This is a genomic window from Rhodococcus sp. 24CO, from assembly GCF_050586165.1.
Classification (GTDB): domain Bacteria; phylum Actinomycetota; class Actinomycetes; order Mycobacteriales; family Mycobacteriaceae; genus Rhodococcus_F.
The window spans coordinates 124461-149009 of the sequence record NZ_JAZFNF010000012.1 but is presented as its reverse complement, the minus strand read 5'-3'; the positions used below and the strand labels follow the sequence as shown (position 1 = coordinate 149009).

At 63.5% G+C, this 24549-nt stretch carries 19 protein-coding genes and 1 tRNA gene; 8 read left to right on the top strand and 12 right to left on the bottom strand.

Annotated elements, in window-relative coordinates:
- Positions 1-6: 6 nt before the first annotated feature.
- From V2B23_RS26765 to argS, 10 genes are all read right to left on the bottom strand, one after another.
- On the bottom strand, positions 7-669 hold the full coding sequence (locus V2B23_RS26765; protein WP_033236099.1) for an L-threonylcarbamoyladenylate synthase: 663 nt from the start codon (positions 667-669) through the stop codon (positions 7-9).
- Positions 666-1598 (bottom strand): peptide chain release factor N(5)-glutamine methyltransferase, encoded by a 933-nt coding sequence (gene prmC, locus V2B23_RS26760; RefSeq protein WP_430953073.1) that lies wholly within the window; start codon positions 1596-1598, stop codon positions 666-668. Before prmC ends, V2B23_RS26765 begins: the two co-directional genes overlap by 4 nt.
- 50 nt (positions 1599-1648) lie before the next feature.
- Positions 1649-2728, bottom strand: a complete 1080-nt coding sequence (prfA, locus tag V2B23_RS26755) for a peptide chain release factor 1 (RefSeq protein WP_045071323.1) — start codon at positions 2726-2728, stop codon at positions 1649-1651.
- A 146-nt stretch (positions 2729-2874) separates the two neighbouring features.
- Positions 2875-3108 (bottom strand): 50S ribosomal protein L31, encoded by a 234-nt coding sequence (rpmE, locus tag V2B23_RS26750; protein ID WP_033236138.1) that lies wholly within the window; start codon positions 3106-3108, stop codon positions 2875-2877.
- Between the two features lie 235 nt (positions 3109-3343).
- Positions 3344-5464: a transcription termination factor Rho gene (gene rho / locus V2B23_RS26745; RefSeq protein ID WP_430953072.1), complete on the bottom strand. Its 2121-nt coding sequence runs from the start codon at positions 5462-5464 to the stop codon at positions 3344-3346.
- Positions 5465-5932: 468 nt separating this feature from the next.
- Positions 5933-6877 (bottom strand): homoserine kinase, encoded by a 945-nt coding sequence (gene thrB, locus V2B23_RS26740; RefSeq protein WP_430953071.1) that lies wholly within the window; start codon positions 6875-6877, stop codon positions 5933-5935.
- 44 nt (positions 6878-6921) lie between these two features.
- Complete coding sequence (gene thrC / locus V2B23_RS26735; protein ID WP_430953070.1) at positions 6922-8004, bottom strand: threonine synthase; 1083 nt, start codon at positions 8002-8004, stop codon at positions 6922-6924.
- The gene (locus V2B23_RS26730; protein ID WP_430953069.1) at positions 8001-9314 is read right to left on the bottom strand and encodes a homoserine dehydrogenase; all 1314 of its coding nucleotides are present in this window, start codon (positions 9312-9314) and stop codon (positions 8001-8003) included. Before V2B23_RS26730 ends, thrC begins: the two co-directional genes overlap by 4 nt.
- A complete protein-coding gene (gene lysA, locus V2B23_RS26725; RefSeq protein ID WP_430953068.1) occupies positions 9311-10732 on the bottom strand; it encodes a diaminopimelate decarboxylase in 1422 nt (473 codons plus the stop codon). The genes V2B23_RS26730 and lysA overlap by 4 nt, the downstream gene beginning before the upstream one ends.
- Positions 10729-12381, bottom strand: a complete 1653-nt coding sequence (gene argS, locus V2B23_RS26720) for an arginine--tRNA ligase (protein ID WP_430953067.1) — start codon at positions 12379-12381, stop codon at positions 10729-10731. The genes lysA and argS overlap by 4 nt, the downstream gene beginning before the upstream one ends.
- A 217-nt stretch (positions 12382-12598) precedes the next feature.
- Between argS and V2B23_RS26715 the strand changes: the two genes are divergently transcribed.
- Both V2B23_RS26715 and V2B23_RS26710 read left to right on the top strand, forming a co-directional pair.
- Positions 12599-13426: a DUF3105 domain-containing protein gene (locus V2B23_RS26715; RefSeq protein WP_430953066.1), complete on the top strand. Its 828-nt coding sequence runs from the start codon at positions 12599-12601 to the stop codon at positions 13424-13426.
- A 1-nt stretch (position 13427) separates the two neighbouring features.
- On the top strand, positions 13428-14138 hold the full coding sequence (locus V2B23_RS26710) for a DUF305 domain-containing protein (RefSeq protein WP_430953065.1): 711 nt from the start codon (positions 13428-13430) through the stop codon (positions 14136-14138).
- 45 nt (positions 14139-14183) lie between these two features.
- Here V2B23_RS26710 and V2B23_RS26705 read toward each other — a convergent pair whose 3' ends face one another.
- A complete protein-coding gene (locus tag V2B23_RS26705) occupies positions 14184-16553 on the bottom strand; it encodes a phosphoketolase family protein (protein WP_430953064.1) in 2370 nt (789 codons plus the stop codon).
- Between the two features lie 198 nt (positions 16554-16751).
- Here V2B23_RS26705 and V2B23_RS26700 point away from each other — a divergent pair.
- The 4 genes from V2B23_RS26700 to V2B23_RS26685 all read left to right on the top strand — a co-directional run bounded on the left by V2B23_RS26700 (position 16752) and on the right by V2B23_RS26685 (position 21142).
- Positions 16752-16827, top strand: a tRNA-Arg gene (locus V2B23_RS26700).
- An 84-nt stretch (positions 16828-16911) separates the two neighbouring features.
- Positions 16912-17838 (top strand): LysR substrate-binding domain-containing protein, encoded by a 927-nt coding sequence (locus V2B23_RS26695; protein WP_430953063.1) that lies wholly within the window; start codon positions 16912-16914, stop codon positions 17836-17838.
- 128 nt (positions 17839-17966) lie between these two features.
- On the top strand, positions 17967-19277 hold the full coding sequence (locus V2B23_RS26690) for an MFS transporter (protein WP_430953062.1): 1311 nt from the start codon (positions 17967-17969) through the stop codon (positions 19275-19277).
- Between the two features lie 2 nt (positions 19278-19279).
- Positions 19280-21142, top strand: a complete 1863-nt coding sequence (locus tag V2B23_RS26685) for an FAD-dependent monooxygenase (protein WP_430953061.1) — start codon at positions 19280-19282, stop codon at positions 21140-21142.
- Between the two features lie 59 nt (positions 21143-21201).
- Here V2B23_RS26685 and V2B23_RS26680 read toward each other — a convergent pair whose 3' ends face one another.
- Positions 21202-22701: an MFS transporter gene (locus V2B23_RS26680; protein WP_430953060.1), complete on the bottom strand. Its 1500-nt coding sequence runs from the start codon at positions 22699-22701 to the stop codon at positions 21202-21204.
- Positions 22702-22786: 85 nt separating this feature from the next.
- Between V2B23_RS26680 and V2B23_RS26675 the strand changes: the two genes are divergently transcribed.
- Both V2B23_RS26675 and V2B23_RS26670 read left to right on the top strand, forming a co-directional pair.
- Positions 22787-23164, top strand: a complete 378-nt coding sequence (locus tag V2B23_RS26675; protein WP_430953059.1) for a MarR family winged helix-turn-helix transcriptional regulator — start codon at positions 22787-22789, stop codon at positions 23162-23164.
- A 235-nt stretch (positions 23165-23399) separates the two neighbouring features.
- Complete coding sequence (locus tag V2B23_RS26670; protein ID WP_430953058.1) at positions 23400-24548, top strand: N(5)-(carboxyethyl)ornithine synthase; 1149 nt, start codon at positions 23400-23402, stop codon at positions 24546-24548.
- Position 24549 lies beyond the last annotated feature (1 nt).

Sequence of the window (24549 nt, the reverse complement as noted above, 5' to 3'; positions counted from 1 at the left end):
CCATCGTTACGAAACTCCCTCTACAAGGCTTTCGGGGGTAGTGCCCAATACGTCTGCGATATCTTCCGCGGACACAGCGCCGACTCGCAGGATACGGGGCGAGTCACCGGTCAGATCCACGATCGTCGACGCCACCGCATGTGCTGCCGGTCCACCGTCGAGGTAGACGCTGGCCGAGCCGCCGAGTTGATCACGAGCCTCGTCGACCGTGGTGGCCGGTGGCCGTCCGGAGATGTTGGCGCTCGAGACGGCAAGCGGTCCGACGTCGCGTAGCAATTCCAGTGCGACGGGGTGCAACGGCATGCGCAGCATGACCGTTCCGCGCGTATCGCCGAGATCCCAGGCCAGCGAGGGTGCTTGTTCGACAACCAGACTCAGCCCGCCCGGCCAGAAGGCGCGAACGAGATCGCGCGCCTGCGGACGGACGCTGTAGACGAGTCCGTCGATGGTGTTCCACGATCCGACCAGAACGGGAACGGGCATGTCCCGGCCGCGCCCCTTGGCACGGAGCAGGCTCGTGACGGCCTCGCTGTCGAACGCATCGGCAGCCAATCCGTACAGCGTGTCCGTCGGAAGGACAACCAAGCGGCCGGCCTTGAGTGCATTCTTAGCGGCAGCTAGACCTGCCGTGCGGGTATCAATTTCACTACAGTCGTAAACGGTGCTCACTGGACCATCCTGTCACTCGGCATTCCGTGGTCTCGCTCACGCTGGGCTTCCACATCGGTGGCGACGCGTCTCGCGACAACAAAACGGGGGCGACCGGCCAGGTCCGGATGCTGCTCCACTTCGCCGAACACCCGTCGACCGGAGAACAGTGCCGCGACGCCGTCACCGTTGGTGTCGTCGTGCTCGATTCCGGCGGCGCCGCCGATCCGCAGCCAGCGTGCGATGTTGCTGATCATGGGTTTGATGACGGACAAACCGTCTGGGCCACCGAAGAGAGCCGTGTGCGGGTCGTAATCCATGACCTCGGGCTGCAGCTGCGCCCCTTCGGGAATGTACGGCGGGTTGGAGACGACAAGATCGACCTTGCCTTCGAGCGCCTGCAGCAGATTGCGATCGGTGACATCACCTTGATGAAGATGAATCGGGGTGTCGCCCGCTGCTTCACGGTCCGCGGCGTTGCGACGCGCCCATGCCAGCGCCGCAGGCTCCTTCTCCACGGCGTGCATCACAGCGTCCGGCCTTGCCTCGGCGATGGACAGTGCAAGCACGCCCGAGCCGGTGCACAGATCCAGGACAACCGGTGGCCTACTGCCGCATCCTTCGAGGAACGAGAGCGCCCAGCCCATCAGCAACTCGGTTTCGGGCCGCGGGATGAACACACCCGGACCGACGGCAACGTCGATATTGCCCATCGACGCGCTGCCGATGATGTGTTGCAACGGGATTCGCTTCGCGCGCTGCGCCACCATGGCGTTGAACGCCTCGATCACCTCGGCATCGACCAACGGAACCAGGCCAAGACGCGTGCGCTCTATACCAAGCAGGTGCGACGCCAGTAGTTCGGCATCAGTACGTGGGCTGGGTACACCGGCCGCGTCGAGCTCTTTGGCGGCCTCGATCAGCGCCAAACGGAGTGGGAGTCTGCTCACGCGTACAGCCTGCCACGCCTGAGAAATTCACGAGTTGCCATGTCGCCCGCCTATTCGGCGGCGAGGCGGGCCTCGCGGTCCGCCTTGCCCAGTGCGTCGAGGAGCGGATCAAGCTCTCCGTCGAGGACGGCGTCGAGGTTGTGCGACTTGAATCCGATGCGGTGGTCGGTGATGCGGTTCTCGGGAAAGTTGTAGGTGCGGATACGTTCCGAGCGGTCGACTGTCCTGACCTGGCTCTGGCGTCCGGCCGACGCTTCCGCGTCCGCGGCTTCCTCGGCGACAACCTGCAGACGAGCAGCCAGCACCTGCATGGCACGGGCCTTGTTCTGAAGCTGCGAGCGCTCGTTCTGGCACGTGACCACAATTCCGGTGGGCAAGTGAGTGATTCGCACCGCGGAGTCGGTGGTGTTGACGCCCTGGCCACCCTTGCCGGACGAACGGTAGACGTCGATGCGCAGGTCACCCTCGTCGATCTGAACCTGTTCGACCTCTTCGGGTTCCGGGTACACCAGGACACCGGCGGCGGAAGTATGCACGCGCCCCTGCGATTCGGTGACGGGCACGCGCTGGACGCGGTGAACGCCGCCCTCGAACTTGAGTCGTGCCCACACGCCGTCGGGGGTATCGGACTTACTCTTGATCGAAATGGTTGCTTCTTTGTATCCGCCGAGGTCGGAGACCGTCGCGTCGAGGATTTCGACGCGCCAGCCGTGACGTTCCGCGTAGCGGACATACATACGGGCCAGGTCGGACGCAAAGAGAGCTGACTCTTCGCCACCTTCGCCCGACTTCACTTCGAGGACGACGTCGTCACCGTCGTGGGGGTCACGCGGGGCAAGTTGATCGGTCAGCGTCTGCTCGAGCTGTGCGACCTCGGCCTCGAGGTCCGGAATCTCCGCGGCAAAGCTGGAATCGTCGGCAGCGAGTTCACGCGCGGCTTCCAGATCGTCCTGCGCAGCAGTGAGCTTGTTGTACGTCGACATGATGGGCGAGAGCTCGGCGAACCGCTTTCCGACGCGGCGGGCCGCCGTCGGATCGTTGTGCAGCGCCGGGTCGGACATCTGCGCTTCGAGACCGGCATGTTCTGCCAGGATGTCGTCGATGGCCGAGGGCTTGGTTGCGCCTGCCATGGTTCGCTCCGCTCTGAGTTTCGTTTCCTACGGTGCGCGCTTAAAGATAATTCGACGCTACTACCCGGGAAACGCGCAAAACCGAGTGCAGGCACAAAAAAGCCGACGCCCGATCTGCAGATGCAGATCGGGCGTCGGCGGAACAGCTAGTCTTCGGTCTGAACCTTGCTGTCTGCGCGCTTGCCGTAGCGAGCCTCGAAGCGAGCAACGCGTCCACCGGTGTCAAGAATCTTCTGCTTGCCCGTGTAGAAGGGATGGCACTGCGAGCAAACCTCGACGTTGATGCGTCCGGACTCCTTGGTGCTGTGAGTCTCGAACGTGTTACCGCAACCGCAAACGACGGTGGTCGCTACGTAGGTTGGGTGGATTCCTGCCTTCATGGTGTCCCTTTCAATGGTCGCCGGGTCGACGTCGCCAATCGACATCGTGAACCGGAACCGGACTCGGCCGTTCAGTATGCCAGACGTGGTGGTAGGGCCGGTAATCCGCGTCTGAACTTCCTGAAGGAAGTGGGCTGTACGAATTCCATAACGCACTCCCCCGTCAATTTGTTCCACGGACGCGAAGAACCCCACGGCCACGCGGGCTGTGGGGTTCTTCTTTCGTGACTGAAGATCAGTCGTCGATTGCGCCCGGTGCGGTCTTGGAGACCTGCATCAGGAACTCGAGGTTGTTCTTGCTCTTCTTCAGACGGTCGATCAGCAGATCGATGGCCTGATGCGAGTCCAGTCCGGACAGGACACGACGCAGCTTGTGCAGCACAGCGGCTTCGTCGGGGCTCAGGAGCAGCTCGTCCTTACGCGTACCGGACGGGTTGACGTCCACAGCCGGGAACACACGACGTTCGGCGATCTTGCGATCGAGCTTGAGCTCGGCGTTGCCGGTGCCCTTGAACTCTTCGAAGATCACGGTATCGCCGGTGGAACCGGTCTCGACCATCGCGGTAGCGATGATGGTGAGCGAGCCACCGTGCTCGATGTTGCGGGCAGCACCGAGGAATCGCTTCGGCGGGTACAGAGCCGTCGAGTCGACACCACCGGAGAGGATGCGTCCTGACGCGGGCGACGAGTTGTTGTACGCACGACCCAATCGAGTGATCGAGTCGAGCAGGACCACGACGTCCTTGCCCATTTCCACGAGACGCTTTGCACGCTCGATGGCGAGCTCGGCGACCGAGGTGTGGTCTCCCGGCGGGCGGTCGAAGGTCGAGGAGATAACCTCGCCCTTCACGCTGCGCTGCATGTCGGTCACTTCCTCGGGACGCTCGTCCACGAGGACGACCATGAGGTAGCACTCCGGGTTGTTGGTCGCGATGGCGTTGGCGATCGCCTGCAACACGCTGGTCTTACCGGCCTTGGGCGGGCTCACGATGAGGGCACGCTGGCCCTTACCGATGGGCATCACCAGGTCGATGACACGCGTCGTCAGAATGTTCTGCTCGGTCTCGAGACGCAGACGCTGGTTCGGGTAGAGCGGCGTGAGCTTGTTGAACTCGGGACGCTTCTTCGCAGCCTCGACGTCGCCACCGTTGACGGTGTCGATACGCACCAGCGGGTTGAACTTCTGACGCTGATTGCTCTGGTCGCCGTCACGGGATACGCGGACAGCACCGGTGATGGCGTCGCCGCGGCGTAGACCGTTCTTGCGGATCAGGTTCATGGAGACGTAGACGTCGTTGGGTCCGGCGAGGTATCCCGACGTACGCACGAAGGCGTAGTTGTCGAGTACGTCGAGGATGCCGGCTACCGGCTGCAGGACGTCGTCCTCGCGGATCTCGGTCTCGCGTGACTCGTTGGGTGCACCACCCTCGCCGCGTTCGCGACCGCGGCCACGACGCTCACGGAAGCGGCGTCCGCGACGCCCGCGGCCACCCTCTTCGTCGTCGTCCGGACCGTTGTTGCGGTTGTCAGTGCGCGGGCCCGCATTGTTCTGGCCGGCGTTGCTCTGGTTTCCGCGATCCTGACGATCCTGGTTACCGCGCTGACCTTGGTTGTCGCGCTGACCCTGGTTGTCGCGCTGTCCCTGGTTGTCGCGCTGACCCTGGTTGTCGCGGTTGTTGCGCTCGCGGCGGGGACGCTCGGTGGTCTGCTCGGCAGAGCCGGACTGATCGGAATCGGTCCGGGTCTCAGTGCGCTCGTTCTGCTTACGCTCGACGGGTGCTTCAGTTGCCGGTGCGACCGCAACCGGTGCCGACTCCTGCTCGATGTTCAGCTCACCCTGATCGGGTGAACCGGCGCGACGTGCAGCGCCGCGGCGCTGACGGCCACGACGAGGCGCTCCCGCCTCGGCTTCTTCGGACGTGTCGTTACGCGTGGCTGGTGCTGCGGCGGGCTCGGCTACGGGAGCCTCGACAGCAGCCGGAGCTTCAGCAGTTTCGGTGCGCGCGGTGCGAGTGCTCTTGGCGCGTGTGCGGGTAACCGGTGCGTCGTCGAGCGTGAGTTCACTCTGAGCGGGTGCCGCCTTGGCGCTGCCGCCCTGACGTTCCTTGATCGCGGCGATCAAGTCGCCCTTGCGCATCCCGGAAGTGCCCTTGATGCCCAGTTCACCGGCAAGACTGCGCAGTTCGGTGAGCACCATGCCGGAGAGCCCGGCGCCACGACGTGCGTCGGCACGCTTCGTGGAGGTCGCCACCGCACCGCTGGGTGCTGAAGATGACGCCTGAGAATTGTCGCCTGACTGCGCCCCAGCGGAATTCGCCTTGGGTGCAGTGGTGGCGATGAGGTCCGTATCGGTCACGGAGGTCCTTTCCTTCCCTCACTTGCGCGGCGCAGAGTCGAGGGTTCGTCCCGAAGTTTCGATTGATTACCGAACTCGGAGGTGCCGTACTTAGTTGCATGTCGAGAGTTGCATGTCAAGAACTACCGGCTTGCCCGTCATCAACATGGCCGTCGGAAACCGGTGCTCGAACCGCCCCTGTTTCAAACAGACATGCTGTCGCACACCTGCCGCGACTGACGAAACATCGACGGATTGTGCCGTCGAGGATTCAGACCTTCCCGAGAAGGTACAAGTGCGAGGATCACGTCAAGGATTGTGGACCCCAATTCCCGACTGGGTAGGAGTTTGGCCCCTTGATGATGCACCGGCGACTGACGCGCACGATGTACGGACATTGCCAGGATAGCGCCGATCCACGAGTCCGGCAAGATTATCCGAAACCCGCGTGTGTCACTTCACTTCCCTGGCAACCGGCCGGGAGCCAACTCAGTCCAGGGTCGGACGAACCTCGACGCCGGAAGCAATCTCGAGTTCGAGAACCCGGAGACCGTCGGCGCGCGCCGCATCAGCCAGGTGCTCGGGCAACGGTTCCGTGCTCAGCGCGAGCACGGTGGGGCCGGCGCCGGAAACGGTGGCCGCGATACCGGCTTCGCGAAGGATCGAGATCCATCGTGTTGTCAACGGCAACGCGGGAGCGCGCTGGCTCTGATGCAGACGATCCTCGGTGGCTGCCATCAACAGATCCGGACGCGTTGTCAGAGCGACGACGGCCAGAGCGCTGCGGCTTGCGTTGAACGACGCATCCTGGTGCGGAACCATCTCGGGGAGCAGTCCGCGGGTGTGCGCGGTGGAGGATCGTTCTTCCGGAACCAGTGCTACTGCATGGATATCGGGATGAACGTCGAGTTTTGCGGCCGAGTAGATCGGCTCGTCGCTATCGACCGTGGACGGGCAACTCCACGACACCACTGCGCCGCCCAGGACACTCGCCGACGCATTGTCCGGGTGTCCTTCGAACTCGGAGGACAGCTGGACCAACTGCTCGTCGGTGAGACCGATCTCGGCGTCGAGCACACGGGCCAATCCGTTTGCGGCAGCAAGTCCACCCACGGCCGCCGACGCGGACGAACCGAGACCACGCGAATGCGGGATCGCGTTGCGGCACAGCACATCCAGGCCACTGGCCCACACGCCGGCAGCTTCGAGTCCGCGCTCGATGGCCCGAACGACCAGATGCGAAGGGCCCCAAGGCACATCTGCGGCGCCCTCACCTTCGACCTGGATGTTCAGGCCGGAATCCGTTGTGGTGACCACGATTTCGTCGTACAGCCCCAGAGCCAAGCCGAGGGTGTCGAACCCCGGCCCCAAGTTTGCACTCGAGGCCGGGACGCGTGCAGTCACCGAAATACCGACAGGCAGGGTTCTGGTCATGTCAGATACCGGATTCCGCGGAGTGGTTGACGAGTCCACGGACACTATGCAAGCTCGAGGGCAGCCGCAACGGCAACGGGATCGACACCGATGGGCTCGACGTTGGGCATGCCCTTCAAAGCGGTATCGGGATCCTTGAGGCCGTTGCCGGTCACGGTGCACACGACGGTCAGTCCGGGCTCGAGCCATCCTTCGGCGCGGGCTGCGAGGAGCCCGGCAACGCTGGCTGCCGACGCCGGCTCCACGAAAACGCCTTCGGTGGCAGCGATCAGACGGTAGGCCTCGAGGATCTTCTCGTCGGTTGCGGCGCGGAATGCGCCGTTCGACTCTTCCTTGGCCGCGACAGCGCCGTTCCAGGATGCGGGAGAACCGATCCGGATTGCGGTGGCGATTGTCTCGGGATCCTTGACGGGCGCGCCGTGGACCAACGGTGCGGCTCCGGCTGCCTGAACGCCGAGCATGCGGGGCTTGACCGTGGTCAGGCCGTCCGCGTAGTACTCGGAGTATCCGCGCCAGTACGCGGTGATGTTTCCGGCGTTTCCGACCGGGAGTGCGTGGACGTCGGGAGCCTTGCCCAGGACGTCCATGATTTCGAATGCCGCGGTCTTCTGGCCTTCGATACGCACCGGGTTGACGGAGTTGACGAGACCGATGGTCGGGAACTCGGCGGTGGTCTTGCGTGCCAGTTCGAGGCAGTCGTCGAAGTTGCCCTGGACCTGAATGATCTTGGCGCCGTGCATGACTGCCTGTGCGAGCTTGCCCATGGCGATCTTGCCCTGCGGGATCAGGACGGCGCAGGTCATACCGGCCTTGGCTGCGTAGGCGGCAGCGGAGGCGGAGGTGTTGCCGGTGGAGGCGCAGAGCACGGCGCGCTGGCCACGAGCGAGGGCGTCGGTGACGGCCATCGTCATGCCGCGGTCCTTGAACGAACCGGTGGGGTTGAGGCCCTCGACCTTGAGGTAGACGTCGCAACCGGTGATTTCGGAGAGATGACCGGCCGGCAGGAGCGGGGTTCCGCCCTCACGCAAGGTGACGGTCTTCCAGTTGTCGCCGATTGCCAGACGATCCCGGTATGCCTCGATGAGTCCCGGCCAAGCTTTGTGGACGGGATTGACGATGCCGGTCATTGTTCAGTGCCTTCCAGTCGCAGCACGCTGGTCACAGCGGTGACGAATTCGAGTTCGTTGAGGGCCGCCACGGTGTCGGAGAGAGCCGCGTCGGTTGCTACATGAGTGACGACCACCAGGCGGGCGCCGGCTCCGGCACCTTCCTGACGGACGACGGAGATGCTCACGCCGTGCTTCGCGAACTCGGCGGCGACTGCGGACAGCACGCCTTCCTTGTCCGCCACCTCCATGTTCACGTAGTAGCGCGTGAGGATGTCGCCCATCGGAGCGACCTTGAGCTTGGCGTACTTGGATTCGCGGGGGCCGCGGCCTCCGTGAACCTTGTTGCGCGCCGCCATCACCAGGTCACCCATCACCGCGGAAGCGGTGGGGGCGCCGCCTGCACCCTGGCCGTAGAACATGAGCCGGCCGGCGTTTTCCGCTTCCACGACAACGGCATTGAATGCGCCGTTGACGGTGGCGAGCGGGTGAGTGAGCGGAACCAGTGCGGGGTAGACCCGCGCGGAGATCCGCTCCTTGCCCTTGGGCGTGACGATCCGCTCGCAGATCGAGAGCAGCTTGATCGTGCAGTCGAGTGCCTTCGCCGACGCCAGGTCCGCGGAGGTGATGGTGGAGATTCCTTCGCGGTACACGTCGGCGGCGGTGACGCGGGTGTGGAACGCGATGGACGCGAGGATCGCGGCCTTTGCTGCGGCGTCGTAGCCTTCGACGTCAGCTGTCGGATCCGCTTCGGCATATCCGAGGCGGCCGGCTTCGGCGAGGGTTTCCTCGTAGTCCGCGCCCGTTTCGGCCATCGCGGAGAGGATGAAGTTGGTGGTGCCGTTCACGATTCCGGCAACCTTGTTGACCCGGTCGCCGGCGAGCGACTGCGTCAGCGGGCGGATGACCGGGATCGCGCCGGCAACAGCCGCCTCGAAGTACAGGTCGACCGAGTTGGCTTCGGCTGCTTCGGCCAATTCACCGGTGTGGTCCGCGAGCAACGCCTTGTTGGCGGTGATGACGGACTTGCCCGAATTGAGCGAGGAGAGGATCAGCTTTCGCGGCAGCTCGATTCCGCCGATCACCTCGACGACGATGTCCACGTCCTCGCGGGCGACCAGAGATTCTGCATCCGTCGTCTGCATGTCCTCGGGAATTCCGCGGTCGGAGCCGACACGACGAACGGCAACTCCCCGCAGTTCCAACGGAGCGCCGACGCGAGCTTCGAGCTCCTCGGCCTGCTCTCGAATGATGCGGACAACTTCACTTCCGACGTTACCGAGGCCGAGAACGGCCACACCGATAGCGCGATGCGCCGATTGGCTCGTCACTGCGATACCTCCAAGCTGAGCAGATCTTCCACTGTTTCCCTCCGCAGAATCACGCGTGAAACTCCGTCACGCACCGCCACCACGGCTGGGCGGGTGAGCAGGTTGTACCTGCTCGACATCGAATAGCAGTATGCACCGGTCGCTGCTACCGCAAGTAAATCACCAGGTCCGACGTCCTCGGGCATCCAGGTGTCCCGAATGACGACGTCACCGGATTCGCAATGCTTTCCGACAACACGTGCAACAACGGGATCGGCCTCGGATGTTCTTGACACCAACTTGGCTTCGTACTCCGCACCGTAGAGCGATGTACGGATGTTGTCGCTCATGCCGCCGTCGACGCTGATGTAGCGGCGTGTCAGTGCGCTGCCCACCGTGACGTCCTTGATGGTGCCGACCTCGTAGAGCGTCACCGTGCCGGGTCCGGCGATGGCGCGGCCGGGTTCGACCGCCAGTGTGGGCTCGGGCAGCCCGGCCAGTGCCGATTCGTTGCGAACGATGTGGCCGAGCTTGGCTGCGAGTTCGTCGACGGGCGGCGGGTCGTCGGACGGGATGTACGAAATTCCCATGCCGCCACCGAGGTCGATGATCGAAATCTGCTTGGTCTTCGCGACGCCGAACTCCGCGACGACGTCGCGAAGCAGGCCGATGACGCGATGGGCTGCCACCTCGAAGCCGTCGACGTCGAAGATCTGCGAGCCGATGTGGCTGTGCAGTCCGACGAGGCGCAGATTCTCGGCGGCAAAGACCCGACGCACTGCGTCGATTGCCGCTCCCCCGGCCAACGAGAATCCGAACTTCTGATCTTCGTGTGCGGTGGAGATGAATTCGTGGGTATGCGCTTCGACACCGACGGTCAGGCGGATCAGGACGTCCTGAACAACTCCAGCTTCACCGGCAACACGGTTGAGTCGCTCGATCTCGACTGCCGAGTCGAGGACGACGTGACCGACACCGGCAGCAACACCGGCCGTCAATTCGGCAACGGACTTGTTGTTGCCGTGCATGGCAATTCGCTCGGCCGGGAAATCGGCGTGCAACGCGATCGCCAATTCACCGCCGGAGCACACGTCGAGTGACAGGCCTTCGTCGGCGACCCAGCGTGCGATCTCACCACACAGGAATGCCTTGGATGCGTAGTGCACCTTGGCATCCGGGCCGAACGCTCGCGCCATGTCGCGGCAGCGCGAACGGAAGTCGTCCTCGTCGATGACAAACAGCGGGGTGCCGTACTTCTCGGCAAGCTCGCTGACCTTGACACCCGCGAGGGTCACTTCACCGTCGTCACCGCGAGATGCATTGCGCGGCCACACCTGCGGCGAGAGTTCACCGAAAGCCTCGGGGCTGGTGGGACGGTCGGGCAAGCCGGGGGCCTGCAACTGCTCGGCATGCTTGGGGCCGGCGGGGTGCGCGTTCACATCTGCTCCGGTGCGGTCACGCCGAGCAGTTCGAGGCCGTTGGCCAGGACCTGTCGGGTGGCGGCGCAGAGTGCCAGACGCGCGCGGTGCACGTCGGTGGCGTCTTCGTCGCCTTGCGGAAGGATGCGGCACGCGCCGTAGAAGCGGTGGTACGCACCTGCGAGTTCTTCGAGGTAGCGAGCGATGCGGTGGGGCTCACGCAGGTTCGCCGCACTGGACACGACGCGGGGGTATTCGCCGATCGTGCGAATGAGATCGCCTTCCTGCTCGACCGTGAGCAGGGCAAGGTGGCTCGCGTCGGCAGAGAGTCCGAGGTCTGCGGCATTGCGGGCGATCGCGGAGAGGCGGGCATGTGCGTACTGGACGTAGTAGACCGGGTTCTCGCTGCTGGTCTTGGTCCACAGGTCGAGGTCGATGTCGATGCTGGAGTCGACGGACGAGCGGATCATGACGTAACGCGACGCGTCGACGCCGATGGCCTCGACGAGGTCGTCGAGGGTGATGACGGTGCCTGCGCGCTTGCTCATCTTGACGGCGGAGCCGTCCTTGACGAGGTTGACCATCTGTCCGATCAGAACCTCGACGGTGTCCGGGTCGTCACCGAATGCGGCAGCGGCGGCCTTGAGCCGGCCGATGTATCCGTGGTGATCGGCGCCGAGCATGTAGATGCACAAATCGAAGCCGCGGGCGCGCTTGTCCTGGAAGTAAGCAATGTCACCGGCGATGTAGGCAGCGTTGCCGTCGCTCTTGATGACAACGCGGTCCTTGTCGTCGCCGTAGTCGGTGCTCTTGAGCCACCAGGCACCGTCCTCGTGGAACAGATTGCCCGAGCTTTTCAGGGATTCGACTGCCTTTTCGACCGCGCCGGATTCGAAGAGCGAGTTCTCGTGGAAGTAGACGTCGAAGTCGACACCGAAGTCGTGGAGCGTCTGCTTGATGTGCGTGAACATCAGATCGACGCCGATGGCGCGGAAGGTTTCCTGCTGCTCGTCGGCAGGCAGGTCCATAACGTCCGGCCGCTGCTCCATAACGGTCCGTGCGATGTCGGCGATGTAGGCGCCGGCGTAGCCGTCCTCGGGTGCCGGTTCGCCCTTGGCCGCGGCGATCAGCGAACGCGAGAAGCGGTCGATCTGGGCGCCGTGGTCGTTGAAGTAGTACTCACGTGTGACCAGGCCGCCCTGCGCGGACAGGATGCGTCCGAGCGCGTCTCCGACTGCGGCCCAACGGGTTCCACCGAGGTGAATCGGTCCGGTGGGATTGGCGGAGACGAATTCGAGGTTGATCTTCTTGCCTGCGAGGGAATCGCCCGAGCCGTACGACGGACCGGCTTCGAGAACCGACACGACGATCGCGCCCTGGGCGTTCTTGTCCAGCCGGATGTTGAGGAAGCCCGGTCCGGCGATCTCGGCGGATTCGATTCCTTCGGCTGCGGTGAGGGCTTCGGCAAGCCAGCCCGACAGCTCGCGCGGATTCGTGCCGACCTTCTTGGCTACCTGCATGGCAATGTTGGTGGCGTAGTCGCCGTGCTCGGGGTTGCGAGGACGCTCGACTGTCAAGGTTTCGGGGAGCACCGAGACGTCGAGGCCGCGTTCGGCTAGGACGCTCGCAGCGGTTCCGCGGAGCAGTTCGGCAAGGTCAGCTGGAGTCACAGGTATTCATCTTATTGCCTGCACACTCGAGGTGGAGACTCGCCTCACGCCCGGCCGCCTGCGGGTAGGCTGACGACCGATTTGGGCGTGTCGCACGCCACTCTCCCAGATTGCCCTCAGACTCGGAAAGTACAGTGGTAATGCCCGAGCTACCGTCACGTACGTCCGACGGGAGGGTCTGCTGCATATTTGCCCACACACCGAAAGAGCCCAATCGATGCCAAGCGGTTCGGATAGTCGTGGTCCCAAGAACAAATCCGGGGCCAAATCAGCCAAAGCCATCAAGGCTGCCAACAGGGGTGGCCGCCCGGCCAAGAAAGGCAAGGGAGGCGTTCCCGCCCCTCGCCAGATCCCGTGGCTGACGATCGGCGCCGGTGTAGCTGTGCTCGCACTCATCGCCGTGCTCGGCATCAATCTGTGGCCCAAGGTCGAGGAGCAGCAGGCACTGGAGCCCTATAAGTACAGCTCGGAGAACAAGGATCCGTCGGACAAGATCGACGGTGTCCTCAAGATCGAGTACCCGGCCGGTCAGCACGTCGAGGCGACGCAGCGCGTGGCCTACGACCAGACCCCGCCGTTCGGTGGACCCCACGACTCCACCTGGGCGAACTGCACCGGCACCGTGTACGCAGACCCGATCCGGACCGAAAACGCGGTCCACTCCCTCGAGCACGGCGCCATCTGGATCTCGTACAACCCCGATCTTGTCGACCAGGACCAGATCGACAGCTTGGCGACGCGCGTCAACGGCAAGTCCTACATGCTGATGTCGCCGTACCCGGGTCAGAGCAGCCCCATCTCGCTCCAGTCGTGGGGCCATCGCCTCGAGGTCGACAACGCCGACGACGAGCGCATCGACCAGTTCATCACCGCGCTGAACCAGAACCCGAACACCTATCCCGAGGTCGGCGCCAGCTGCTCCAACCCGCTGTTCAGCCCGGAAACCTCGCCGTTCGATCCCACCGCTCCGGGTCCCGACGCCGTTCCGATGGACGGGGCAGGCACCACGGCAGCTACCGACGAGCAGATTCCCGCGGGTGGATAACGTGCCAGGCACAGACCAGCCGTCGAAGCCCAGTCAGCGCACCGCGCTGCTGATCATCGGGCTGATCGGCGCCATCGCGATCGGCTTCGCCCTTGGTGCGCTCACCAACCTGTTGAGTCCCGACGCCGAGTCCTCACTGACAGTCCCGGCATCGGACTCGGTAGATGTGGGCTTTGCGCAGGACATGAGCGTGCATCACAGCCAGGCCGTGGACATGGCGTCCATCGCGCTGACGAAGTCCACCGACAACGACGTACGCACGTTGGCCTACGACATCCTGACCACGCAGCAGAATCAGCTCGGCCAGATGCAGGCCTGGTTGACGATGTGGGACCAGCCGCTCAGCAAGGTCGGCCCGTACATGGAGTGGATGTCGTCCGATTCGGGCTCCGGCCACGCATCGCACGGGACCTCGAGCACTATGGACATGGATCATTCGGGCCCGGTCGACACCATGCCGGGCATGGCGTCACCCGAGGACTTGGCCGCACTGCGCGCCGCGTCCGGCACCGAACTCGACGTCCTGTTCCTGCAGCTGATGTTGCGTCACCACGAGGGCGGTCTGCCGATGATGGAGTACGCCGCAGCCGACGCCACCGAGGGCCCCGTGCGGTCCCTCGCACAGACGATGGTCGACACGCAGCAAAGCGAGTCCGCACTGATGACCAGCATGCTGGCCGCGCGCGGAGCCGCTCCCCTGCCGATGAATTGATCCGGCTCTTCTCCGACCCGAACTGGGCCTGGTCCTGAAATTACTTCAGGACCAGGTCCAGTTTTCTACTTCCGGCATGTCCTCGAGGTATTCGACGATGTAGCGGGAATGCTTTTCCAGCTGCGTCCGGCAGAATTCCGCCAGCTCCGGGGATCCGGCCGTTCGCCGCTTCGAGCGTCGTAGTGCCTCGATCACCAGGTGGTAGCGGCTCATCTTGTTGAGGACCACCATGTCGAACGGTGTTGTCGTGGTTCCCTGTTCGCTGAATCCTCGAACGTGGAACCGCTCCGGCGACGGCCGCCCGTGCATGAGCTCGTGTATTGCGCGGGAGTAGCCGTGGAAGGCGAACACTACGTCGGTCTGCGCAGTGAACAGATCGAGGAAGATTCGCTCACCGAATCCGTGTGGGTGCTCGGTGGGCGTCAGCAACGCCATGAGGTCGACAACGTTGACAACCCGCACCCGTAAGTCCGGCGTGTGCTCGCGGAGTAGCTGGGCTGCGGCAAGAATTTCCTGTGTCGGAACGTCTCCCGCTGCCGCGAGCACAACGTCCGGCTCTTCGCCGTGTACTTCTGTTCCCGCCCACTCCCACACCGAAGCACCGGCAGCGCAGTGCGCGTGCGCCTGCTCGAGCGTGAGGTACTGCAGATGTGGCTGTTTGTCGACGACGATCAGATTCACGTGATCGGTGCTGCGCAGGCAGTGATCCGAAATCGACAGCAACGTATTGGAATCCGGCGGCAGCCACACCCGGATCACACTGGGCGCCAAGGGAATCACGGCGTCGATCATTCCCGGGCCCTGATGACTGAAACCGTTGTGATCGTTACGCCAACACGTACTCGTGAGCAGTACGTTGAGTGATGCCACCGGAGCACGCCACGGCAATTCGACTGCGTGTTGGAGCCATTTGGCGTGCTGGATGAGCATCGAGACGCTCACCATCGCAAAGGCCTCGTAGCTGGCGAACATTCCATGCCGGCCGGACAGCAGATAGCCTTCGAGCCAACCCTCGCACAGGTGCTCACTGAGCACTTCCATGACTCGCCCGTCTGGGGAGAGTCCGTCGTCGAACTCGGTGATCGGCAATTGCCAACAACGCTCGGTTGTCTCGAAGACGGCGCCGAGACGGTTGCTCGACGTCTCGTCCGGACAGAAGAGTCGGAAGGTTCCACCCCCGTCGTCGGTTTCGGTGGCGGCGTAGACGTCTCGGAGCAATTCTCCGAGAACCCTCGTGGTCTCGTGGAACGTCGAACCGGGCGATTCAATGGGGAGCGCGTACTTCTCGAGGGCCGGCACGGGAAGGTCGACGCGCAGGCGCCCACCGTTGGCGTACGGCGTGCTGCCCATCCGCTTGTCGCCGGCGGGCGCCAACGCAGCCAGGTCGGGTCGCAGTGATCCGTTTGCGTCGAACAACTCGTCCGGCCGGTAGGAACGCATCCATTCTTCGAGTTGGCGCAGATGCGCTTCGTTGGTGCGCACTCCCGACAGCGGCACCTGATGCGCCCAGTGGGTGCCTTCCACCAATTTCCCGTCAACGGTGTGTGGCCCGGTCCACCCCTTGGGCGTGCGCAGGACAATCGCCGGCCATTTACCCGACCACGCCTGGCCGCCGCGCGCCTTTGCCTGCCGGTCACGAATCATGTTGTGAGCATTGACTATTGCTCGGTACAACTCCGGGAAGACCGCGCCGGGATCGTCTCCGGACACAACAACGGGATCCCACCCCTGGCCGCTGAGAAACGCCTTGACGTCCTCGTCGCTACTGCGTCCGTACACCGTCGGTCCCGCAATCTTGGCGCCGTTGACGTGCAGGATCGGCAACACCGCTCCATCGCGGCGCGGGTTGAGAAAAGCCGGGAGTTTCCACGATCCCGACAGCGGTCCCGTTTCCGCCTCTCCGTCACCGATGACGCATGCCACCAACAGGTCCGGATGGTCGAACGCGGCGCCCGCCGCGTGTGCGAGTGCGTACCCCAACTCGCCACCTTCGTGAATGCTGCCGGGAGTCTGCACGCTGACGTGACTTGGCACGCCACCTGGAGCCGAGAACCGTCGGCACATCCGATGAATGCCTTCGCCGTCCGCCGGTATGTCGGGATAGATCTCCGAGTACGTTCCTTCCAGGTACGTCGACGCGACCAATGCCGGTCCGCCGTGTCCCGGCCCCGTCACGTACAGCCAATCCGCGTCGGTGGCAACGATGTGCCGATTCAGCAATGTGTAGATCATCGACAGGCCCGGACTGGTCCCCCAATGCCCGAGTAGCCTGGGTTTGATGTGCTTCGCTTGCAACGGTTCTCGCAGCAAAGTGTTGTCCTGCAGGTAAATCTGCGCGACGGTCAGATAGTTCGCTGCTGCCCACCACTGCAGGTCCAGCTCGAGATCGTCGTCGGAATACTGGTGATCGGTCATCGTCGACTCCCGTACTTCACGAGGGTGCCCGAGCGGTCCGCCCGAACCTGTGCCCAGAGGCGAGCCTAGGTGCAAACCGCACGGATGTCTTACTTACCGACGCTCGACACACCCTTCTGTGGGGCCGGTTTGACCACATGCGGGTGTGATGCGCTACGCTAACGCAGCCCAAGTCGGCACACCGATTTTCATCGGTGCGCCCCCGTAGCTCAGGGGATAGAGCGTTCGCCTCCGGAGCGAAAGGCCGCAGGTTCGAATCCTGCCGGGGGCACCACGACAGCGCAGGTTTTCTTACCGGTTGCGCGTCTCGGTGCCACATTTCTCGGTGCCTCATTTCCAAGCGACTACCGTTGGCAGCATGCCGCGCCGCGATTCTGCCCCGACCTACACGATGCGTCAGCTTGCTGCGTTTGTGGCGGTGGCAGAGACCGGAACCATCACCGCGGCAGCCGACCTCATGCACCTCTCCCCCTCGGCACTGTCCGCCTCCATCACCGAGCTCGAACGCGCCCTGAAAGTTCAACTGTGCGTTCGTCGTCGATCATTCGGCGTTCAGCTCACTCGCACCGGCGAATCCGTTCTGGTGCGCGCCCGCGCCCTTCTGCAACAAGCCGACGAACTCGAGTCCGACGCGCTCGGAACCGCCGGCACCGTTTCCGGGCCCATTGCGATCGGGTGCTACCCGGCGTTGGGGCCGACAATTCTGCCGTCGATGATCGCCGGCTTCACACGCGCCTACCCGGCAACACAGGTGGAGTTTCGCGAGGACAACCAGAACCGACTGCAGACCCATCTGGAAAACGGCGAGTTGGATCTTGCGATCGCGTACGACCTGGATCTCTCATCTGAACTGCGCACGATTCCCTTGACCACCCGGCAACCGCTGATCGTCCTGGGTGCCGAGCACCCGTTGGCGGGGTCGGAGCACCCCATTCATCTCCCTGATCTCGCCGCGTTTCCGATGGTCCTCCTCAACGCGCCACCGAGCACCAAACACGCACTCGACGTGTGCCGCCTCGGCGGGTTTGTCCCGGACGTCGCCTACCGAACCGGGAACTTCGAGACGGCGCGAGCCTTTGTCGGGCGCGGTCTCGGCTGGACGCTCCTGCTCCAACGCCCGAAGATGGACATTACGTACGAGGGCCTCGAGGTAGTCGTGAAAACGATCGGATCGCCGGCAGTTCCTTCGGTGGACGTAGTGCTGGCCTGGCACCAGGCCGCACGCTTGAGTCGAGTGGCACGAAGTTTTATAGAATTCGTTTCACATAAGGACGATCGGCAATAACGACCTGACCAGGACAAACCTCCCATTCCATCATTTTTCCGTGGAAGAACCTCCAATTCTTTAGCTTTTCAAGTGTTGTGGCGCGCGTCATTGTGTCTTCAAGCGCTATTCATGTCGAAAGGCAACTCATGACCTCCACCGCCACGCCGCCTACGGTGCGCGCTGCCGCGAGCGCCAAAGCGCGCAAAGCCGCCCTCGGCAGCTTTGTCGGCACCGCCATCGAGTGGTACGACTTCTTCATCTACGGCACCGCTGCGGCGCTCGTACTCGGCACCCAGTTCTTCCCCGGCACGTCCGAGCTCGCCGGAACCTTGGCCGCCTTCGCGACACTCGCGGTCGGCTTCATCGCGCGCCCCATCGGCGGAATCGTGATGGGACATTTCGGCGACCGCATCGGACGCAAGTCCATGCTCGTGCTCTCACTGCTTCTAATGGGCGGCGCAACCGTTGCCATCGGCCTGCTGCCGAACTACGACGCGATCGGCGTCTTTGCGCCCGTCCTCCTCGTGACGTTCCGCTTCATCCAGGGCCTGGGCGTCGGCGGCGAATGGGGTGGAGCTGTCCTGGTTGCGACCGAAAACGCACCCGAAGGCAAGAAGGGCCTCTACGGCGCAGCGCCGCAGATCGGCGTTCCGGCCGGTGTGCTGATGGCCAACCTCGTCTACCTGCCGCTCGCCGCGTTCATGGACGACAGCAGCTTCAACGCGTGGGGTTGGCGAATTCCCTTCCTGCTCAGCGCTGTTCTGGTGGGCGTCGCGATGTGGATTCGACTCGGGCTCGAGGAAAGTGACGAGTTCACCGCGTCCAAGGACGACGCTCCCGCCGAGACACTGCCGATCCTCGAGGTGCTGACCAAGCACTGGAAGACCGTGCTGCTCGCCGGTGGCACCTTCATCGCCACCAACGGAATTGCGTACGCGTACATGGTGTACGTCCTCAAGTACGGCGAGAAGGAACTCGGATTCAGCAAGACAACGATGCTGTTCCTGCTCATCGCGTCCTGCCCCTTCTGGATGGCGGGAATGGCGTTCAGCGCGCACAAGTCGGACTCGATCGGACGCCGAACCGTCTACATCCGTAGCTCCATCGCGTTGGTCGTTGCCGCGGCAGCGTTCTTCCCGCTCATGGATACCGCGATCATCCCGGCGATGTTGTTTGCCATGATCGGCCTGGGATTCACACTCGGCTGCTGCGCCGGCCCACAGTCCGCGCTGTTCGCCGAACTGTTCCCCGCCCACATCCGCTACAGCGGCGCGTCGCTCGGATACCAGATCGGCGCCATCCTCGGCGGCGGCCTGGCCCCGATGATCGCCACCGCGCTCTTTGCGGGATTCGGCACGTCGCTTGCCATCACCGTCTACTTCGTGGGAATCGCCGTGATCAGCCTCGTCTCGATCCTGTTGCTCCCCGAACCTTCTGCCGCACAGAAAGCCTCGTGATCATGTCGACTTACTTTCATCCGAAGAAGTACGCTCCCGAGGATTTTGCCTCCCTGGCTCCGTCGGCCGACGCGCTTCCGGTAGTGATCGTCGGCGCAGGTCCCGTCGGCATGGGCGTTGCCATGGGCTTGGCCCAGCGCGGCATTCCCGTCACGATTCTCGAAGCGGCAGATCAGGTCTCGTTCGGCAGCCGCGCGATCTGCGTCTCCCGGCACAGCCTCGAAGTTGCCGAGCGTCTTGGCTTCGGCGCGGAACTCGAAGACATCGTCCTGCCGTGGGTGGGCGGGCGGAGCTACTACCGCGATCAGGAAGTACTACACTTCCGGATGGCGTCCGCCGATCACGACGCACGCGGCCCCATGGTCAACGTGTCGCAGTCCGAGTTCGAGCAGATCATGACCGACAAGCTGCTGGCTCACCCCCTCGTGAACTTCCACTGGTCGTCGTCGATCGCAGGCATCTCGAGCAGCGACGACGAGGTGACGCTGACCGTCGACACCGCGTTCGGAACTCGCGAACTGCGTGCCGCCTGGGTCGTGGCCGCTGACGGTGGCCGTAGCAAGATGCGCGAACTCAGCGGAATCCGCCTGCAGGGCAACAGCTACGAGGGCAACTACGTCATCGCGGACATCCATTGGGAATCGGAACTACCGGCCGAACGCCTGGTGTGGTTCGACGCGCCCAGCAACCCGGGTTCCACGATCATCATGCACCGCCAGCCGCGTGACATCTGGCGCATCGACTACCAGCTCGACGCGTCGGACGATCCAGCGGCAGAGACGCAGGAAGATCGCATCCGCGACCGCATCACCCGCCACCTCGAATGGCTGCAGAGCGACATCCCGTGGACCCTCGAATGGTTCGGTTTCTACCGCGCTCACGCCTTGGCCCTGGAAGATTTCACCCACGGCCGCGTCCTGTTTGCCGGTGACGCAGCACATCTCGTTCCGATCTTCGGTGTTCGTGGCCTCAACTCCGGCATGGAAGACGCCGAAACCCTGGTGTGGCAGTTGGCCTCCGTCATCAACGGAGCGTCCGACACCGCCATCCTCGACGCGTATTCGACGGAACGTCGCAGCGCGTGGCAGCAGAACGTCGACAATGCGGGCAAGTCGACGCTCATCATGTCCCCGGGCAGCCACGGACACCGAACCACCCGCGACGCGGTGCTCGAACTCGCCACCACTCGAGGCGAATTCGCGCACCTGATCAATCCGCGCCAGTCGAGCGCTACGCACGCCCACCTCTCGCCGCTGACGTGGCCGACCGCGCCGGGCACCGAAGGCGTTCTGCCCGGCGATCCGCTGGAAGACCGGCTCGTCGAGGTGTCGGTGGACGGCTCGGCAACCTCCTTGAATCGTCTGCGCGGTACGGGATTCGGCCTGCTGGCGTTCGGACTGTCTGCTGAATTGGCGTCCGAACTCGGCGCGCAGGCCGATGTTCTTGCTCGCGCACTTGCACCGGAAACCGTGCGGGTGATCACCGTGGGCGGTGCCGACGCCACGATCGACGACACTCGCGGCGACCTTGCATCCGCCCTCGGTGCTCGCGTCGGCGAGATCTTCGTGATCCGCCCCGACGGCTTGGTGCTCTGCCGAATCAGCGATCCCGCGCAATTGGGCGACGTGGCCAAGCATCTCACCGCCGGAACCGCGCCGACGCACTTCGACGCGGCAACGACCGTGACAACCGTGGCAGTCGGTGATGAAGCCCGTCGCGAGAACGTCTGGTTGGCACTTTCCAACGCCCTCGATCAGGCCGAACCAGCTGATCGTGAAGGCATGTTGGTACGCCTGGCCATGATCCTCGGTTCACAGGCGAGCACCGCCGACTTCGACAGTGCGTTGGGGTCCGCTTCGCGTTAGTCACGATCGAAAATAGTTCAGCCGCGCAGGAGAATTCCTGCGCGGCTGAACTTTTTTGCTCAGGAGACGGGCGCCAACTCCTTCTCCGCTTCGGTGCGCTTTCCACGCACCATCGGCGAGACGGTGATAGCCAAGCCCACCAGCGCAACACCGGTGACCAGGATCAGCCCGGGATGGAACTGTTCGAACCCAGCAGTCCCCGCGCCCGTCGCGGTATGCGACCCAGCGGTCACGAGGGCGGTCGTCAGTGCAAGTACAAGGGCCGCACCGACCTGAGCGGACGTGTTCACCAGACCCGAGGCCAAACCCTGCTCCGAGTCGTCGACGCCGGACGTAGCCTGAGCCATGATCGAGGTGTAGCCCAACGCAAATCCGAGTCCGAGCAGAATGACGCTGGGCAGAATCGCCACGACGTACGACGGCGAATCACTGCCGGCAAACAGGAACCACAGGTATCCGACACTCAGCGACGTCAGTGCCGCGATGATGAGTGTCGCACTGCCGTACAGATCCACCAATCGTCCGACAAACGGCGAACCGAAGGCCACGATAATGCCTGCGGGAAGCAGCGCCATTGCCATCTTCAGGGGCGACCAGCCGAGGGCGGACTGCAGGAAGATCGTCATCATGAACTGGAAGCTCAGATAGGACCCGAAGAGCGCGATGATGGCGAGATTCGCGCGGACGATGCTGCCGACGCGCAGAAGTCCAAGGCGCACAAGCGGATGCGCCACCTTCTTCTCCACGACAAAGAACGTTGCCAAGAGTGCCGCTGCCACGGCAAACGACCCCAAGGTCATCGGGTGCGCCCAACCACGGGTCGGAGCCGAGACCATTGTGTAGACCGTGAGCAGCATTCCCGTCACCAAGGTGACGGCGCCAACCAGGTCGTGTCCCCCGTTGTCCGCGGGACGGTCCCGCGGAATGAGGAAGTACCCACCGATCAGCGCGATGACGGCAAAGGGCACCGGCATCAAAAACGTGAATCTCCAACCGGCACTGGTCAACAGGCCTCCGAGAATCAGTCCGGACGAGTAGCCGCTGGCACCGAATACCGAGAACACGGACAGCGCCCGGTTACGTGCCGGACCTTCTTTGAACGTCGTGGTGAGGATGGACATCGCGGTCGGAGCGGTGAAAGCGGCAGCGAGCCCTTTCACGAATCGTGAGGCGATCAGCAGTGTTCCGTTGTCGACGAGACCACCGACGAGCGAGGCGATCGCAAACACCGTCAGCGCGATCAGGAACACTTTCCGGCGTCCGAGCAGGTCGGCAGTGCGCCCGCCGAGCAGCAGTAGTCCGCCGAATCCGAGTACGTATCCGTTGATGATCCACTGCAGCGAGGTAGTGGACAGGCCCAGTTCAGTGCCGATGGACGGTAGCGCGACGCCCACCATCGACACATCAAGACCGTCGAGGAACAACACGAGGCAGAGCACCGCGAGGATGCCCCAGAGCTTGGGGGACCAGCCCTCCCCTGTGGCGAGATCCGGAGATTCCGTTGAACCCGGGGATTCCGTTGAGTCGAGTGAGTGTGGTGTCGAGTCTGTGCAAGTCACGTCAGCGAGAATAGATGCACATGCACTTAATGCACAAGCATTTAATGCAATTGCAAGTAGTTGAGCCTTCGACTAGGATGCGGTCGTGACGTCGGAATCGGAACTACGCAGCACGTGGCGCTCGCTGTCGAGCAGCTACAACGACATTGCGTGCGAACTCGATCGCCAGATGCAATCGGCGCACGGTTTGAGCATGAGCGATTTCGAAGCGCTCGACCGACTGATGGACACGTCGTGCGACCGTCCACGCATGCAGGATCTGGCTTCGGAGATGTACTTGAGCCCCAGCGCGCTCTCCCGCAGCGTCGCACGTTTGGAGAAGGCCGGCCTCGTTCAACGAGCACTCTGCGAAGCCGACCGGCGCGGAGTTTTCATCGACGTCACCGACAAAGGGCGCGAAGTGCACTCGGATGCCAGCAAAATTCAACTGGCCGTGCTGAATTCACACTTGCGCGAGCAGTAGCCTTCACACACTCGAACGTACCGCCGCATGCCCGAACCCCAGGCAATGAACGACCACGGCTAGACTGACCTCGTACCGACGCGCTTTTCTGATGCCGTCGGCGATCGACAGCAGCGCACCCAGCACGCATTCAAGCGGTCCTGGCCCAGGCATTCTGCCAGCGTTCCTGCGGCTTCTGCTCTTCCCTCAGGCTCCTGCCTGACATCTCTACCTGCTCCTATCGAGAGATACACAATTGAACAACGTACGCACCCTTGGAGTCATCGGACAGTCGAGCAAACCGGCAGAACGCCGGTTGCCGATCCACCCTGCCCATTTCGATCGGATCGACGCTGAACTTCGCGCGCGCATCTACCTCGAAGAGGGCTACGGGCATGCCTTCGGGTACTCCGACGATTCCCTCGCGGGCCTGGTGGCCGGAATCCGCACGCGCAAGGAAATTTTGGCGGAAACCGACGTCGTTCTTCTACCGAAACCGTTGGCGGGCGACCTCACCGAACTCCGCACCGGCCAGGTGCTCTGGGGCTGGCCACACTGTGTGCAGGACACCGAACTGACCCAGATCGCGATCGACAAGAAGCTGACCCTCATCGCCTTCGAGGCCATGAATCACTGGCACAGCGACGGATCCTTCAACTTGCATGTCTTCCACAAGAACAACGAGTTGGCCGGCTACTGCTCGGTCCTCCATGCGTTGCAGTTGATCGGGTCCACCGGCGACTACGGACGCCGTCTCACCGCTGCCGTCATCGGTTTCGGCGCCACCGCCCGCGGCGCCGTCACAGCGCTCAAGGCGCACGGCATCCATGAAGTCGACGTGCTGACCCAACGCGGAGTCACCGCCGTCAGCTCCCCCATCCACTCGGCTCGGATGGTCTCGTTCGACAACAACAACGGCGATGTCCGCGGCAGCCACGTGATGCTCGACAATCACAGCGTGCCGGTCCCCGGGTTCCTCGCCGAGCACGACATCGTCGTCAATTGTGTACTGCAGAACACGGACACACCACTGACGTTTCTCACTGAGGAAGACCTCGTGAACTTTCAACCCGGCAGCCTCATCGTCGACGTGTCGTGCGACGAAGGAATGGGCTTCAGCTGGGCACGCCCCACCTCGTTTGCGGAGCCGACCTTCATCGTCGGTGACAACATCACCTACTACGGCGTCGATCACAGCCCGTCGTACCTGTGGAACTCCGCGTCGTGGGAGATCAGCGAATCACTTCTCCCGTACCTACCTTCCGTCATGGCCGGCGAGACGGCCTGGAAAGCAGACGAGACTCTGGATCGGGCCATCGAAATCCGTGACGGCGTCATCGTGAATCCGGCCATCACCCGATTCCAGCACCGCTCACCGGACTATCCCCACCCGATTCTGACGTAAG